Below are 15,476 nucleotides of genomic sequence, written 5' to 3'. Positions count from 1 at the left end.
CCCCGTACGAGCTTCGAAACGTTCCGTGCGAGCTCCGAAATGCCCCGTACGAGCGGGATGTTGGCCGGTTTCCTCCCACCGCGCGGGGGCGGTACGCGCAGGCCCTACGCCCCGACCGGCAGCAGGAAGCCCTGCTCCACCAGGAGCCTGATCTGCGCGGGCGTCCGGTCCCGCAGCAACACCGGATCCTCCCCCACCAGTTGGGCGATGGCGTCCAGGATCCGCCCGGCGCTCAGCGAACCGTCGCAGACGCCCGCGAACCCGGCGCCGACGGTGTCCACCTTGGTGGCCCGCCGCATCCCGCGGTTCTGGCGCAGCACGACATGCTCGGGGTCCTCGGCGCCCGGCAGCCCGACCTGTTCCTGCACGACCTCGTCGGCGAGCTTGAAGTGCGCGGCGAGCAGCGCGGCGTCGTCGTGCGTACGCAGGTACTCCTGCCGCTCGAAGAACTCCCGGACCGTGTCGCCGAGCGGCTGCTCGACGGGGTGCGGCCACTCCTCGAGAGTGATGGACGGCTCATCGGATCCGGACTTCCTGAGCGTGATCCAGCCGAACCCGACGGCACGCGTGCCCCGCGCCTCGAACTCGTCCAGCCACGCGTCGTACCGCGCCGCGTACTGCCCGGGGTCCGTGCGGTGGTCCCCCGCGTCGCGCAGCCACAGCTCGGCGTACTGCGTGATGTCCTGCACCTCGCGCTGCACGATCCAGGCGTCGCAGCCGCGCGGCACCCAGGAGCGCAGCCGGTCCTGCCACTCCTCGCCCTCGACGTGCTGCCAGTTGGCCAGGAAGTGCGCGTACCCCCCTTCGTTCAACCGCTCCCCCGCCTCCTGAACGAGCGACCGGCACAGATCGTCCCCGCCCATCCCGCCGTCCCGGTAGGTGAGCCGCGCCCCCGGCGAGATCACGAAGGGCGGATTCGACACGATCAGGTCGTACGTCTCGTCGCCCACCGGCTCGAAGAGCGAGCCCTCGCGCAGGTCCGCCTCAGGGGCTCCGGAGAGGGCCAGCGTGAGCCGGGTGAAGCGCAGCGCCCTGGGGTTCAGGTCGGTGGCCGTCACGCGCGTGGCGTGCTGGGCGGCGTGCAGCGCCTGGATGCCGGAGCCGGTGCCGAGGTCGAGGGCGCTCGCGACGGGCGTACGCACCGTGATGCCGGCCAGTGTGGTGGACGCGCCGCCGACTCCGAGGACGACGCCCTCGTCGTGGCTGCCGATGCCGCCGGCGCCGCCGACGGCGCAGCCCAGGTCGGAGACGATGAACCAGTCCTCACCGCCCGGCCCGCCGTACGGCCGCACGTCCACCGTCGCCCACAGCTCGCCGTCCCGCTCGGTCAGCCAGTCGCTCTCCAGGAGTACGCCGACGGGCAGAACGTCCGCCACGCGCGCGTGGGGCACGGATTCCTGGAGCAGGAAGAGACGTACGAGCGCCGCGAGGGCACCGTCTCCTCGCGTGGCCCGCAGCGCCGGCACGGTCTCGCTGCGGGCGAGCGCCGTGTAGGCGGGGGCGCCGAGCAGTTCGAGCAGCCCGTCGGCGGTGAAGTCGGCGGCGAGCAGCGCGTCCCGCAGGGCGGCGGCTGCGTCGGCACGGTCGGACGCGGGCAGGGGGAGGCCGGCATTGCGGCTGGCGTTGCGGCTGGCGTTACTCACCCCTCCATTGTGGCCCGCCGGGTGCGCCGACGCCCCCGGCGCCGCCTGGGCGTCGAGGGCATCGGGAAGGTGGGCCGGAAGGGGTCAGTTCTTGGCGGAGGGCGTGGCGGACGCGCTCTTGCAGCTGTCCTGCTTGCCCATCGCCTTGCCGACCTCCCCCTCCTGCAGCTTCTCCAGCGCCTCGTTGCCGCTCTTGCTCAGCTTGTCCAGCTCTCCTGCGACGTCCTTGAGGCCGTCCGCGAAGTCCGCCTGGTTCTTGGTGTCCAGGCCGTCGACCTGCTTCTTCAGGTCTCCGTACGACTTGGAGATGGCGTTGAGCTCCTTGACGGCGTCGTCCGTCTTCTTCTTGCCGTCGTCGACCGGCGGCGCGCCCGCGTCCTTCACGGCGCTGCCCATCGACTTGTAGGCGTCGGACATGTCCTTGAAGGCCTTGGAGTCGGTCTTCTGGACGTCGGCCGGCGAGCTGTTGTCGGAGGTCTCCTTCTGGATCGCGGCGTTGGCGTCCGCGATCTTCTTCGACTCCGGCTGCACGGAGTCGCAGACCTTCTTGGCCCAGTCGTCCAGCTCCTTGTTGCCGTCGTCGCTGCTGCACCCTGACAAAGCGAGTACCAGTACCGCACCGCCGGACAGTGCGGCTGCAAGCTTCTTGTTCACCGGATTGGTCCCTTCCGTGGCTCTCGGCCCCGGAACTTACACGCCAACTGGGCGACATCCGCATGTCGGGGGCCCGGCCTCACCGCTATTGCAGCCATTTGCACCAAGCGGGGGAACGGTACGGAGGGCCGCGAGAGAAGACTCACGGGTCTCACGGATCTCACGGGTCTCGTGGGTCCCCCCGCACACGCCGACGGGCGGACGGCGCATCAGAAAGCGCCGTCCGCCCGCGTGTTGCCGAGTGGGTTACGAGACCACGGCCGGGTCGGCCGACTTGGCCACGCGTCCCGAGTTGCCCTCGTCCCCTACGGCGATACCGCGCCGCTTGGAGACGTAGACCGCGCCGATGATGACCACGATGGAGAGCGCCGCGATCAGCACCCGCATCCCGACGCTGGCGTCGTCCCCGTAGCTGAACTTGACGACTGCCGGCGCGATGAGCAGCGCCACGAGGTTCATCACCTTCAGCAGGGGGTTGATCGCCGGGCCCGCGGTGTCCTTGAACGGGTCGCCCACGGTGTCGCCGATGACGACCGCGGCGTGGGCCTCGCTGCCCTTGCCGCCGTGATGGCCGTCCTCGACGAGCTTCTTGGCGTTGTCCCAGGCACCACCGGAGTTGGCGAGGAAGACCGCCATCAGGGTGCCCGTGCCGATCGCGCCCGCGAGGAACGAGCCGAGCGCGCCGACACCGAGCGAGAAGCCGACCGCGATCGGGGTGAGCACGGCGAGCAGACCCGGCGTGGCCAGCTCGCGCAGCGCGTCCTTGGTGCAGATGTCGACGACGCGCCCGTATTCGGGTTCCTCCGTGTAGTCCATGATCCCGGGGTGCTCGCGGAACTGCCGCCGCACCTCGTAGACCACGGCTCCCGCCGACCGCGACACCGCGTTGATCGCGAGCCCCGAGAAGAGGAAGACGACCGCGGCGCCGAGGATCAGGCCCACCAGGTTGTTGGGCTGTGAGATGTCCATCACGAGGTTCATCGGGGCGCCGTCGCCGAGTTTCTCGCCGACGTCCTTGGCCGCTTCCGCGATGGCGTCGCGGTAGGAGCCGAAGAGCGCCGAGGCCGCGAGGACCGCGGTCGCGATGGCGATGCCCTTGGTGATGGCCTTGGTGGTGTTGCCGACGGCGTCCAGGTCGGTGAGGACCTGGGCGCCCGCGCCCTCGACGTCGCCGGACATCTCGGCGATGCCCTGCGCGTTGTCGGAGACGGGACCGAAGGTGTCCATGGCGACGATGACGCCGACCGTGGTGAGCAGTCCCGTACCGGCGAGCGCGACCGCGAAGAGGGCGAGCATGATCGACGTACCGCCGAGCAGGAACGCCCCGTACACGCCGAGCCCGATCAGCAGCGCGGTGTAGACGGCCGATTCCAGACCGATGGAGATACCGGCGAGGACGACGGTGGCAGGACCGGTGAGCGAGGTCTTGCCGATGTCCTGCACGGGCCGCCGGCTGGTCTCGGTGAAGTAGCCGGTGAGCTGCTGGATCAGTGCGGCCATCACGATGCCGATGGCGACGGCGACGAGCGCGAGGACGCGTGGATCGCCGTCGTGGCCCTTGATGGCCGCGTCCGTGACGCCGTCCAGCTTCGCGTACGTCGACGGCAGGTAGACGAAGACGGCCGCGGCCACGAGCACCAGCGAGATGACGGCGGAGATGAAGAAGCCGCGGTTGATGGCGGTCATTCCGCTGCGGTCGGAGCGCCTGGGCGCCACCGCGAAGATGCCGATCATCGCCGTCACGACACCGATGGCCGGGACGAGCAGCGGGAAGGCGAGCCCGGAGTCGCCGAACGCCACCTTGCCGAGGATCAGCGCGGCGACGAGCGTCACGGCGTAGGACTCGAAGAGGTCGGCGGCCATACCGGCGCAGTCGCCGACGTTGTCGCCCACGTTGTCGGCGATGGTCGCGGCATTGCGCGGATCGTCCTCCGGAATGCCCTGCTCGACCTTGCCGACCAGGTCGGCGCCGACGTCGGCGGCCTTGGTGAAGATGCCGCCGCCGACACGCATGAACATCGCGATCAGGGCGGCGCCGAGGCCGAAACCTTCGAGCACCTTCGGCGCGTCGGCCGCGTAGACGAGCACCACACAGGAGGCGCCCAGCAGACCGAGCCCCACCGTGAACATGCCGACTACGCCGCCCGTGCGGAAAGCGATCTTCATGGCCTTGTGCGATACGGCGGTGAGATCCTTTTCAGGCTCGCCTTCTGCCGGAGTGGCCTCTCGGGCGGCGGCTGCCACACGAACATTGCTGCGCACGGCGAGCCACATACCGATATAGCCGGTGGTCGCCGAGAACGCCGCTCCGACCAAGAAGAAGATCGATCGGCCGGCGCGCTGATTCCAGTCGTCCGCGGGCAGCAGCATGAGCAGGAAGAACACCACGACGGCGAATACGCCGAGAGTGCGCAGCTGGCGTCCCAGATAGGCATTCGCGCCCACCTGGATCGCCTTCGCGATCTTCTTCATGCTGTCGGTGCCCTCGCCTGCCGCGAGTACTTGTCGTACGAGCACACCCGCGACGACGAGAGCCGCGAGCGCGACGGCCGCGATGACCATCACGATGAGGCGGTTGTCGTCGGTCAGGACTGCGGCTGCGAAGGTTGAGGGGTGGTCAAACTGATGAGGGGTAGAAAGCCCCGCCATTCGTCCTCCTTGACGCTTGGGCTGAGCTCAAGATGTGGACGGATTGTAGGGAGCGGAACCTGATCAAAACAGAGCACCACAAACGGAATTGACCTGAGATTGCTTCTCAGCAAATGATCGGGCTCGAAGATTGGCCCCGAAAGCGGTAATGCCTCAAAACCGTTGACTCCGGAGATGTGGAGCGCCGATCTTGTGAAATTAGATCTTGCCCCATTAAATGATCAAAATAAAAGGCCCTGTTCACCGCGGTGGTGACAGGGCCTACAAGGTCCGCTGGGCGGAAGGGCGCGTCAGGGCAGGATCGTCGCCGGCGCCGTGGGCCACCTCATGCGGATGAGGCCGCCGGACTCGCCGGACGTGACCTCCACGTCGTCCACGAGGCCGCTGATGACCGCGAGGCCCATCTCGTCCTCGCCCTCGGGCTCCGTGTCGTCGCCGTCGCCGAGCCCCGCACCGGGCGCCCGGCCGCCGGGCGCCGCACGCGGCGCCTCGTCCCCGACCTCGATGGAAAACTGCTTCTCGTCCTCGATCAGCGCCACCCGCACCGGCGCGTCCACCCCGCTGCTCTGATGGAGCCCGACGGCGCGGGTGCAGGCCTCGCCGACCGCGAGCCTGACCTCGTCGAGGACGGCCTCGTCCACCCCGGCCCTGCGCGCCACCGCGGCCGCCACGAGGCGGGCGGTCCTGACGTGTTCGGGCAGCGCGCTGAAGCGGAGTTCAACGGTGGCCATGCATCCCCCTCGACAGACGCGCGTGCTGTCAGAGGGCCGGGCCCGCAGGCCCGGTCCCCTGCTGTACTGCCGTCCCGGACCCAAGGGCCCGGGACGTCTCACTTCCGGTCGGCCGAAGCCACTCGGCCGAGGCCACCACTCAGTCGGTGGCCTGGACCGCTTCCTCGACCGAGGTGTGAATCGGGAACACCTTGGTCAGGCCGGTGATGCGGAAGATCTTCAAAATACGCTCCTGGTTGCAGACCAGGCGCAGCGAGCCCTCGTGGGCACGCACCCGCTTCAGGCCGCCGACCAGCACGCCGAGACCGGTGGAGTCGAGGAAGTCCACGCCCTCCATGTCGACGACAAGATGGAAACTGCCGTCGTTCACCAGCTCGACCAGCTGCTCGCGCAGCTTGGGCGCGGTATATACATCGATTTCGCCACCGACCTCGACGACCGTACGATCGCCGACGGTACGGGTCGACAGGGACAGGTCCACGGATCCTCCAGCACCTTGCTATCGAGCGGTCATCCCTCGGGACACCTCGGCAGAGCCCCCAGGACGGATCGCCAGCCGCGATGGCATTCAATCACTTACAGGCACGCATGCACGACGCCTTCGGACCATTGTCCATCCCGCCAGTGACACACTCGATGCCGATGGCCAAAATTTCTCCTCCCGGAGGACCCGCTGCGGGCGCCCCGGCACGCACGTCCCCGCGGACCGTTCTGGACCGGCTCACCGCGGGGCCGAGCCGTGCATCGCGCGTCACTCATACGGAGCACCTGCCCCCACGTGCGGCCCGGTATGCAGTCTGGCCCGACCGCATCCGGCCCGAGGTCATATCCGCGGTCCAGGCCGCGGGCATCGAGCACCCCTGGGCCCACCAGGCACAGGCCGCCGAGCACGCCCTGGACGGCGAGTCCGTGGTCGTCGCCACCGGCACCGCGTCCGGCAAGTCCCTGGCCTACCTCACCCCTGTCCTCTCCGCCCTCCTCGACGGCTCCGAAGCGCCCAACGGCCGCGGCACCACCGCCCTGTACCTGGCCCCCACCAAGGCGCTCGCCGCCGACCAGCGCCGGGCCGTCCGCGAGCTGGCCGCCCCGCTCGGCAACGCGGTGCGCCCCGCCGTGTACGACGGCGACACCCCCTTCGAAGAACGTGAATGGGTACGTCAGTACGCCAATTACGTCCTGACCAACCCCGACATGCTGCACCGCGGGATCCTCCCCTCCCACCCCCGCTGGTCCTCCTTCCTGCGCTCCCTGCGCTACGTCGTCATCGACGAGTGCCACACCTACCGCGGCGTCTTCGGCTCGCACGTCGCCCAGGTCCTGCGCCGCCTCCGCCGCCTCTGCGCCCGCTACGGCTCCGAGCCCGTCTTCCTCCTCGCCTCCGCGACCTCCGCCGACCCCGCGGCGTCCGCGGAGCGCCTCACCGGCGTGCCGGTGCGGGAGGTCGCCGACGACGCCTCACCCCGCGGCGACCTCGTCTTCGCCCTCTGGGAGCCGCCACTCACCGATCTGCACGGCGAGAAGGGCGCCCCGGTGCGCCGCACCGCCACCGCCGAGACGGCGGACCTGCTCACCGACCTCACCGTCCAGGGCGTCCGCTCCGTCGCCTTCGTACGCTCCCGGCGCGGCGCCGAACTCATCTCGGTCATCGCCCAGGAACGCCTCGCCGAGGTCGACCGCTCCCTCGTCCGCCGCGTGGCCGCCTATCGCGGCGGTTACCTCCCCGAGGAGCGCCGCGCCCTGGAGCGCGCCCTGCACTCCGGCGAACTCCTCGGCCTCGCCGCCACCACCGCGCTCGAACTCGGCGTCGACGTCTCCGGTCTGGACGCCGTCGTCATCGCCGGCTATCCGGGCACTCGGGCCTCCCTCTGGCAGCAGGCCGGGCGCGCCGGACGGTCGGGGCAGGGCGCGCTGGCCGTGCTCGTCGCCCGGGACGATCCGCTGGACACGTATCTCGTCCACCACCCCGAGGCGTTGTTCCAGCAGCCCGTGGAGTCCACGGTCCTCGACCCCGACAACCCGTACGTCCTCGCGCCCCACCTCTGCGCCGCCGCCTCCGAACTCCCGCTGGTCGACGACGACCTGGCGCTCTTCGGCCCCACCGCCGAGGAACTCCTCCCGCAGCTGGAAGCCGCGAAGCTGCTCCGGCGCCGGACCAAGGCCTGGCACTGGACCCGCCGCGAGCGGGCCGCCGACCTCACCGACATCCGCGGCGAGGGCGGCAAGCCCGTCCAGATCGTCGAGGAGGGCACGGGCCGGCTCCTCGGCACCGTCGACGCGTCGGCCTCGCACACCACCGTGCACGAGGGTGCCGTCCACCTCCACCAAGGGCGTACGTATCTCGTCCGCCACCTCGACCTGGAGGACTCGGTGGCCCTGGTCGAGGAGGCCTCGCCGCCCTACTCCACGACCGCTCGCGACACGACGGCGATCTCCATCCTGGAGACGGACACCGAGGTTCCCTGGGGTGCCGGGCGGCTCTGCTACGGCTCCGTCGAAGTCACCAACCAAGTCGTCTCCTTCCTGCGTCGCAGAGTCCTCACCGGCGAGGTGCTCGGCGAGACCAAACTGGAGCTCCCTCCTCGTACGCTTCGTACGCGGGCGGTCTGGTGGACCGTCACCGAGGACCAACTGGACGCCGCCCGCATCAATCCCGAGATCCTCGGCGGCGCCCTGCACGCCGCCGAGCACGCGTCCATCGGCATGCTGCCGCTGTTCGCCACGTGTGACCGATGGGACATCGGTGGCGTCTCCGTCCCGCTGCACCCGGACACGCTCCTTCCCACGGTGTTCGTGTACGACGGCCACCCCGGCGGGGCGGGCTTCGCCGAGCGGGCCTTCCACACGGCGCGGGAGTGGCTGACGGCCACGCGGCAGGCGATCGCCTCCTGCGAGTGTGAGGCGGGCTGCCCTTCGTGCATCCAGTCCCCCAAGTGCGGCAACGGCAACGACCCTCTGCACAAGCGGGGTGCGGTGCGGTTGCTTTCGGTTTTGTTGCGGGATGCGGGGGTGGATGAGGGGGAGGGCTAGGGCGGGGAGCCTTGGGTGGGGCGGGGGTTAGCCGGCGTGGCTCCTACCTGGGAGCTGCGTCGCGGGGCAAACGGGTGGGTGGGTGGGAAACATCCGCCGCGAAGCGGCGGCCTCGGTGCTCCTACCCCGACGGGGCGGGGTAGGCCCCGTGGAGGTACGGCGGAGGAAGCGTTGGGGCCGGGCCCGCCCGGGACCTGACCGTCGCGGAGAAGGGACCCGCCGAAGAGGACGCCGTGACCTCGGAGATCTCGCCCCGCACCACGCACCGCACAACCCGCGCCCCCTGCGCCTCAGCCACCCGGACGGCCCCCGCGCACGCCCCGGCGGAGCCCCCCGCCCACCGGTCCGCCGCAGCGAGCGCCGCCAGGTCCGCCGCGCCACCCGCCCGGTGCCGGACCGCCACGACCTGCGCCATGGCGAGCACGGCGCCGCAGATCACGCCGAGTACGGCCATCACGACGACCACCCACACGGTGGCGGCCCCTCGGTCCCGGCCCGCTCCGCGCCACCTCCCGGACTTCATGCGCCCACCCCCACCGTCTCCTCCGCCAACGCCGCCGCCTCGGAGCGCAGACGCAGGCCCAGACCCAGCACCCGCGGGCCCGGCGCGTCCGCCACCACCTCGACCCGCACCAGGTCGCCCTCGCGTCGCACGGACACGCTCGCCCCGCGCGGCGCCGCCTGCCGTGCCGCCGCGGTGACGGCGCCGTCGGGGTCCTGCCGGGCGGCGGCGCGGGCGCCGGCCCGGGCGGCGTCCACGCACTGGATGTGCGCGGACGCGGCCAGCAGAGTCCAGATCAGCGCCATGGTGAACAGCACCAGCGTCGGCAGCACCACCGCCGCCTCCGCCGTCACGAATCCCTGGTCCCTGAAGCGCCCTTGGCCCCCGACGAAGCGCACGCCCTGCCTGGCCTTCCCGGCATCAGAACGGAACATCGAGCGCCTTCTCCACGACCGCCTGCAGCGCCGCTTTGACCTGCCCGCTCGTCACCACCTTGTAGAGCAAACCGGCGAAGCCCACCGCCGCGATCAGCCCCATCGCGTACTCGGACGTGACCATCCCTGCGTCCGTGCCCAGCCGTCGGCCGCGTCGGCCCCGCCGGTTTGTCGGTGTCCGCCCTTGCCTCAGTCGTCCCAGCATCACCAAGCTCCTCACCTATCACGCCAGTTGTCGGTCATCAGTTGTTTGTTCTCAGTGGGCGGTAGTCGTTTAGTTGTCAGCGGGTCGGCGCCCGGCGTCAGCCGTCGTGCCCCTCGCCCCAAGCCCTCAGCCCGCGCCCAGCAGCCCCTCCGCCAGTCCGATCACCACCGGCAGCACTCCGATCGCCACAAAGGCCGGCAAGAAGCACAGGCCCACCGGGGCCGTCATCAGGACCGCTGCTCGTCGTGCTCCGGCCGTCGCCGTCCGGGCCCGCTCCGCCCTGACGTCCGCGGCCAGGCGGGCCACCGGGTCCGCTGCCGGCGCCCCGGACTCGCCCGCCCGCTCCAAGAGCCGGGCCAGTGGAGCGGCGCCGGGTATGGCACCCAAGTGCCGCCAGGCGTCCGCTGGTTCGCCGCCCAGCCTCACTTCCGCCGCACCGCGTGCCAGTCGCGCGCCGACCGGGCCCTGCAGGGATTCCCCCACCGCCTGGGCGGCCGATACCGGGCTCGCCCCCGCTGCCACGCAGGCCGCCAGGAGGTCAGCTGCCAGGGGGAGTTGTCGTGCCGATTCCGGTGGCGGCGAGGGTGTGCCGTCCGGTGTTTGTGTGGATGCTCGTTTTCCTTGGGTGTGTCGCCGGACGGCGTAGCCGACGGCTGCTCCGGCCAGTAGGCCCGGCCATCCGCCCACCAGGGCGTAGGCAGCGCTCGCCGTGCCTGCCAGGAGGAGCCACTCCCGGATCCGGGGTGATCGTGGCGTTCGGCGCGGTGCAGGTGGTTTCTGTATGTTCAAGGCCTTTGCCGCTCGGCGCCGATGTGTTCTCTCGCGTCGCGCGGCCAGTGCTGTTAGCACGAGCCAGAGCACGGCCGCGATTTCCCACACGGTCACCCCCAGCCTGTGGAAAACGTTCATCGGTCCTCCGCCCCTCGTACGATGCGGAGCGCCCACCAGACCCCGGCGCACTCCAGCGCTCCGCCCGCCGCCAGACACGCCAGCCCCGGCCCCGTGTGGAGCAGCACCCGCAGCGGCTCCGCCCCGAGTGCGCTGCCCATCAGCAGGCCCAACACCGGCAGACCGGCGAGCATCACGGCTGTCGAGCGGGCGCCCGCCAACTGGGCTCGCAGATCGGATCGTTGGTCCCGCTCGGCGCGCAGTGCGCCCTCCAGCCGCTCCAGTCCGGCGGCGAGGCCCGCGCCGCGGTCCACCGCCACCCGCCAGCACGCCGCGAGCCCCAGGAGCCCCTCGGCGCCCGGCTCCTGCGCCGCTTGCCGCAAGGCCCCCGGCACGTCTCCGCCGAACCGCGCCGCGGCCAGCACCGCGCTCCGGGCGGCGCCGGATCCCACGCCTGCGTCGGATTCGTCCAGGGCCAGTCGCAGGGACTCCCCTGGCTGCCGTCCTGCCCGCACCTCGCCCGCGATTTCTCCGCACAGCGCGATCACTGCCTCGGCCCGGCGTTCCCGCGCGCGGCCCGTGTCCCGGGCGCGCCGCACGCGTGCCGCGACCGGAACCCCTGCCGCGCCCACGATCAGCGGCAGCACGGACTCCCCCAGCAGCGAGACCACCGCCCCGGCCACCAGACACCACCACTCGTGCCCCACCCGGCCGCGCCCTGCCGCGACCATGCGACGCCAGGGCCGGGCCGGGGGAGGGTGTGACGCCTCGCTCGCGAACATCGCTCGTGAGCGTCGGGTCTCGTGGTTCCGTCGGCCGATCAGCCAGGCCGCGCCTCCCGCGCAGAGGACGGATGCCCACATCGAGGTGTTCATCGGGCTTCGTCCCAAGTTGTGGTGGTGAGCAGGGTGTTCAGTCGCTGCCAGCCCCGCTCGCGGGTGAAGGCTGTCTCGCTCCAGCGCAGTGCCGGCACGGTTTCCACCAGGCCGGAGTCCGCCCGCTCCAGCACATGCACCTCGGCGATCCGGCGCCGCCCTGCCCGGTCCCGTACGAGATGGATCACCACCGACAGTGCGGCCGCCAACTGGCTGTGCAGGGCTGCTCTGTCGAGTCCCGCCGCCGTCCCCAGGGCCTCCAGGCGGGCGGGCACGTCCGAGGCGGCGTTGGCGTGGACCGTGCCGCAGCCGCCCTCGTGTCCCGTGTTCAGCGCGGCCAGCAGGTGCACCACCTCCGGTCCCCGCACCTCGCCGACGACCAGCCGGTCCGGGCGCATGCGCAGCGCCTGACGCACCAGGTCGTCGAGGCCGACGAGGCCCGCTCCTTCCTGGTTCGCCGGCTTGGACTCCAGGCGGACCACGTGGGGGTGCTCGGGCTTCAACTCGGCGGAGTCCTCCGCGAGCACGATCCGCTCCTTGGCGCCCACCAGGCCGAGCAGCGCGCTCAGCAGGGTCGTCTTGCCGCTGCCCGTGCCCCCGCTGATCAGGAAGGACAGCCGGGCGTCGAGCAGGGCCCGCAGGATCCGGTCGCCGCCGGGCGGGACCGTGCCCGCGGTGACCAGTTCCGTGAGGGTGAAGGCCTTGGGGCGCACGACCCGCAGGGAGAGGCAGGTCGAGCCGACCGCCACCGGTGGCAGGACGGCGTGCAGCCGGGTGCCGTCCGGCAGGCGGGCGTCCACCCAGGGCCGCGCGTCGTCGAGGCGTCGTCCCGCCACGGCCGCGAGGCGCTGGGCGAGCCGCCGCACTGCGGCCGCGTCCCGGAACGTGACTCCCGTGAGCTCCAGGCCGCCGCCCCGGTCCACCCAGACCCGGTCGGGCGCGGAGACCAGCACATCGGTCACCGAGGCGTCCGCGAGCAGCGGCTCCAGGGGGCCGGCCCCGACCAGCTCCGACCGCAACTGCTCCGCGGCGCCGAGGATTTCCGTGTCACCGAGGACCCTGCCCTGGGCCCGCAGCGCTTCGGCGACCCGGGCCGGGGTCGGCTCGGTGCCGCTCTCCGCGAGCCACTGCCGCACCCCGTCCAGCATCCGGGCCCCGACCACCGCGCTCATACGCCCCCTCCCGCGGCGTCGACCGGCAGCTGCTCCCACAAGGCCGTGCAGAACCGCGCCAGCGGCCCGCGCGCGGCTCCCCCGGGCGGCTTCCCGGCTGCCAGCGACGCCGCGAGCCCGGCCTCCCAGGGCACTTCCCCGGCCAGTGGCAGTCCGAGCAGCCGCGCGACCTCCTCGGAGTCGAGCCCACCGGCCACTCCGAGGCCCGCACCCGGTGCGACCACCACCCGCAGATCCCGCAGCACCGCTCCCGCGGCCGACGCCACCCGGCGCGCCCCCGCCACCGCGCGCAGTTCGGGCGGCACCACCAGGAGCCCGAGATCCACCTGCGCCAGCGCCTCCGCGGCCGTCTCGTCGACTCTGCGGGGCAGGTCCACGACCACCGTGCCGCCGCGCCTGCGGGAGGCCGCGACGACCGCTCGCACGGCCTCCGGGGCGATCGTGACCGCCTCGCCCCGGTCCCAGCTCAGGACCCGCAGCGCATGCAGCTCCGGAAGGGACTCCTCCAGCGCGCCGCCGCCGACCCTGCCCCGCGAGGCGGCGAAGGCCGGCCACCGGAGTCCTTCGGTGCTCTCACCACCGAGGAGCACGTCGAGTCCGCCGCCCAGTGGGTCCGCGTCGACGAGCATCGTGCGCCGCCCCGGACGCGCCGCCGTGACCGCGAGGGCGCAGGCCAGAGTGGAGGCCCCGGCGCCACCGCGGCCGCCGATGACTCCGATGGTGAGCGCGGACCGCCCCACGCCCTCGGCCACGTCGGCGATGCGGTCCACGAGCCACTGCTCTCCGTCGGGCAGCATCAGCACCCGGTCGGCGCCGATCTCCACCGCCCGGCGCCAGACGTCCGGGTCGTCCTGGTCCCGCCCGACCAGCACCACGCCCCGCCGTCGCACGGCTCCCCGCACCCGGTCCGCGGCGTCGTCCCCGACCAGGACGAGCGGGGCCGCGTCCCAGCCCTCCCCGCACCCGGGGCCGCCGTGATGCACCTCTGGCAGCGCTCCCGCCGCGGCGCACAGCCGCAGCAGGTCGTCCAGCAGCTCCACGTCCTCCGTGACGATCAGCGGTCCGCCCTGCCGTCCGTCGGCCGGCGCGGATCCGTCACGCGCACTGACTCCACCCACGATCCCCATCCCCCTTCGCCGCAAGCCTGTGAATGCAGCGCCCCGCGAGCGCGAAGAACCGGGCAGGCAATCCGGCCATGAACTTCGCGAGCGGAACGAGCGGAATCAGCGTGCGGCCCGGCGGGAAATGGTGTGGATCTTGGTCAATAACTGTGGACAAGGCGATGGCTGTGAATATCCCGGTCACCCATACCAGTGACATCACACCGCCTTCACAAGACTTCCGCAGCGCAGCGCTACGACTACCGTCAGTGACGGATCTTGTGCGACGCGAAAGCCGGTCGAGGCGGCGAGGAGGACGGCTCAAGGGCCGAAAGAGGATCAACGGAGGGTTCAAAAACCCATCCGGACATGCGACGACCCCCGCCGGGGGGGAGAGCGGGGGTCGTCCCCACGGTCCGACTCGGGGGGGGAGGAGCCAGACCGGGTTAGCACGGTCGCGAACGATCCGTGACTTCCATGGTGTACCCGAGAGCCTTCTCAGGCAAACCCACGCGCCTCAGCTTACGCCGAATGGTGGGCGCCTATGCTCGGCCTCGTGGAAAACCACTCCTTGCCTCGCACCGCCGCGTTCTTTGACCTGGACAAGACGGTCATTGCGAAGTCGAGCACGCTCACGTTCAGCAAGTCCTTCTACCAAGGCGGCCTGATCAACCGCAGAGCGGTGCTGCGCACCGCGTACGCGCAGTTCGTCTTCCTGGCCGGCGGCGCCGACCACGACCAGATGGAGCGGATGCGTGAATACCTGTCCGCGCTGTGCCGCGGTTGGAACGTGCAGCAGGTCAAGGAGATCGTCGCCGAGACCCTGCACGACCTGATCGACCCGATCATCTACGACGAGGCCGCGTCCCTCATCGAGGAGCACCACGCCGCGGGCCGCGACGTCGTCATCGTCTCCACGTCCGGCGCGGAGGTCGTCGAGCCGATCGGGGAGCTCCTGGGCGCGGACCGGGTGGTGGCGACCCGCATGGTGGTCGGGGACGACGGCTGCTTCACGGGTGAGGTGGAGTACTACGCGTACGGCCCCACCAAGGCGGAGGCCATCAAGGAGCTCGCACAGTCGGAGGGGTACGACCTCGACCGCTGCTACGCCTACAGCGACTCGGCGACCGATCTGCCGATGCTGCAGGCCGTCGGGCATCCCTTCGCGGTCAATCCGGACCGCGCACTGCGCCGGGAGGCCCTCACGCGCGCGTGGCCGATCCTCGACTTCCACCGGCCCGTCCGTCTGAAGCAGCGCCTGCCCGCGCCGCCGCGCCCCGCCCTCGTCGCAGCGGCGGCGGTCGGCGCTGCCGCGGCCACGGCGGGCCTCGTCTGGCTCGCAAGCCGACGCCGCCCGGCCGCGAGCTGAACGCCGAACCGGACAGGCTGAACGCCGGGCCACGCAAGCCGAACGCCGCGCAAACAGGTCGAATGCATATGCCTGTTTCACTCCTGTTTGAACCTAAAAGTAAAGAAGTGCGGCCACCACTTTCGCTTACCCCAGGACAGGAGTACAAAGGAGTCAACGGCCCGCGAGACCAAGGACATCCGAGAGGATCACCTTTTAACGCAGTAAAGGCCCCACGGACCGAAGCA

At 71.3% G+C, this 15,476-nt stretch carries 14 protein-coding genes; 2 read left to right on the top strand and 12 right to left on the bottom strand.

Translation table 11 applies throughout. The features are described 5' to 3' along the window. Positions 1–104 precede the first annotated feature (104 nt). The 5 genes from ACZ7LU_RS25055 to bldG form a co-directional block, all read right to left on the bottom strand. On the bottom strand, positions 105–1,643 hold the full coding sequence (locus ACZ7LU_RS25055) for a DUF7059 domain-containing protein (protein WP_398302360.1): 1,539 nt from the start codon (positions 1,641–1,643) through the stop codon (positions 105–107). Between the two features lie 84 nt (positions 1,644–1,727). Beyond that, positions 1,728–2,297 carry a small secreted protein gene (locus ACZ7LU_RS25050; protein WP_398302358.1) on the bottom strand — a complete coding sequence of 190 codons (570 nt, stop codon included), beginning with the start codon at positions 2,295–2,297 and terminating at the stop codon, positions 1,728–1,730. Between the two features lie 246 nt (positions 2,298–2,543). Continuing rightward, on the bottom strand, positions 2,544–4,946 hold the full coding sequence (locus ACZ7LU_RS25045; RefSeq protein WP_468714768.1) for a sodium-translocating pyrophosphatase: 2,403 nt from the start codon (positions 4,944–4,946) through the stop codon (positions 2,544–2,546). Positions 4,947–5,236: 290 nt separating this feature from the next. Beyond that, a complete protein-coding gene (locus ACZ7LU_RS25040; RefSeq protein WP_468090845.1) occupies positions 5,237–5,677 on the bottom strand; it encodes an ATP-binding protein in 441 nt (146 codons plus the stop codon). Positions 5,678–5,816: 139 nt separating this feature from the next. Beyond that, complete coding sequence (bldG, locus tag ACZ7LU_RS25035) at positions 5,817–6,158, bottom strand: anti-sigma factor antagonist BldG (RefSeq protein WP_362999272.1); 342 nt, start codon at positions 6,156–6,158, stop codon at positions 5,817–5,819. An 80-nt stretch (positions 6,159–6,238) separates the two neighbouring features. On the opposite strand from bldG, the gene ACZ7LU_RS25030 reads away from it, so the two are divergent. Continuing rightward, complete coding sequence (locus ACZ7LU_RS25030) at positions 6,239–8,704, top strand: DEAD/DEAH box helicase (protein ID WP_470974123.1); 2,466 nt, start codon at positions 6,239–6,241, stop codon at positions 8,702–8,704. Between the two features lie 121 nt (positions 8,705–8,825). On the opposite strand, the gene ACZ7LU_RS25025 is transcribed toward ACZ7LU_RS25030, so the two are convergent. The 7 genes from ACZ7LU_RS25025 to ssd form a co-directional block, all read right to left on the bottom strand. Then, positions 8,826–9,227 (bottom strand): Rv3654c family TadE-like protein, encoded by a 402-nt coding sequence (locus ACZ7LU_RS25025; RefSeq protein ID WP_471918066.1) that lies wholly within the window; start codon positions 9,225–9,227, stop codon positions 8,826–8,828. Beyond that, complete coding sequence (locus ACZ7LU_RS25020; RefSeq protein WP_471918065.1) at positions 9,224–9,640, bottom strand: TadE family type IV pilus minor pilin; 417 nt, start codon at positions 9,638–9,640, stop codon at positions 9,224–9,226. The genes ACZ7LU_RS25025 and ACZ7LU_RS25020 overlap by 4 nt, the downstream gene beginning before the upstream one ends. Next, a complete protein-coding gene (locus ACZ7LU_RS25015) occupies positions 9,627–9,764 on the bottom strand; it encodes a DUF4244 domain-containing protein (protein ID WP_355810965.1) in 138 nt (45 codons plus the stop codon). Before ACZ7LU_RS25015 ends, ACZ7LU_RS25020 begins: the two co-directional genes overlap by 14 nt. Before the next feature lie 207 nt (positions 9,765–9,971). After that, positions 9,972–10,754, bottom strand: a complete 783-nt coding sequence (locus ACZ7LU_RS25010) for a type II secretion system F family protein (protein WP_471918064.1) — start codon at positions 10,752–10,754, stop codon at positions 9,972–9,974. Next, positions 10,751–11,608 (bottom strand): type II secretion system F family protein, encoded by an 858-nt coding sequence (locus ACZ7LU_RS25005; protein WP_471918063.1) that lies wholly within the window; start codon positions 11,606–11,608, stop codon positions 10,751–10,753. Before ACZ7LU_RS25005 ends, ACZ7LU_RS25010 begins: the two co-directional genes overlap by 4 nt. Beyond that, entirely contained in the window at positions 11,605–12,780 is a 1,176-nt protein-coding gene (locus tag ACZ7LU_RS25000) for a TadA family conjugal transfer-associated ATPase (protein ID WP_471918062.1), read from the bottom strand. Before ACZ7LU_RS25000 ends, ACZ7LU_RS25005 begins: the two co-directional genes overlap by 4 nt. Beyond that, positions 12,777–13,907, bottom strand: coding sequence for a septum site-determining protein Ssd (gene ssd / locus ACZ7LU_RS24995; protein WP_471918061.1), 1,131 nt, complete (start codon positions 13,905–13,907; stop codon positions 12,777–12,779). The genes ACZ7LU_RS25000 and ssd overlap by 4 nt, the downstream gene beginning before the upstream one ends. 517 nt (positions 13,908–14,424) lie before the next feature. Here ssd and ACZ7LU_RS24990 point away from each other — a divergent pair. Beyond that, complete coding sequence (locus ACZ7LU_RS24990) at positions 14,425–15,249, top strand: HAD family hydrolase (RefSeq protein WP_398302340.1); 825 nt, start codon at positions 14,425–14,427, stop codon at positions 15,247–15,249. The last annotated feature ends 227 nt before the right edge of the window (positions 15,250–15,476 follow it).

The sequence above is a fragment of the Streptomyces sp. NPDC039462 genome (assembly GCF_055639375.1).
The sequence above is the reverse complement of the archived record's forward strand: the minus strand, read 5'-3'. Positions and strand labels throughout refer to the sequence as shown.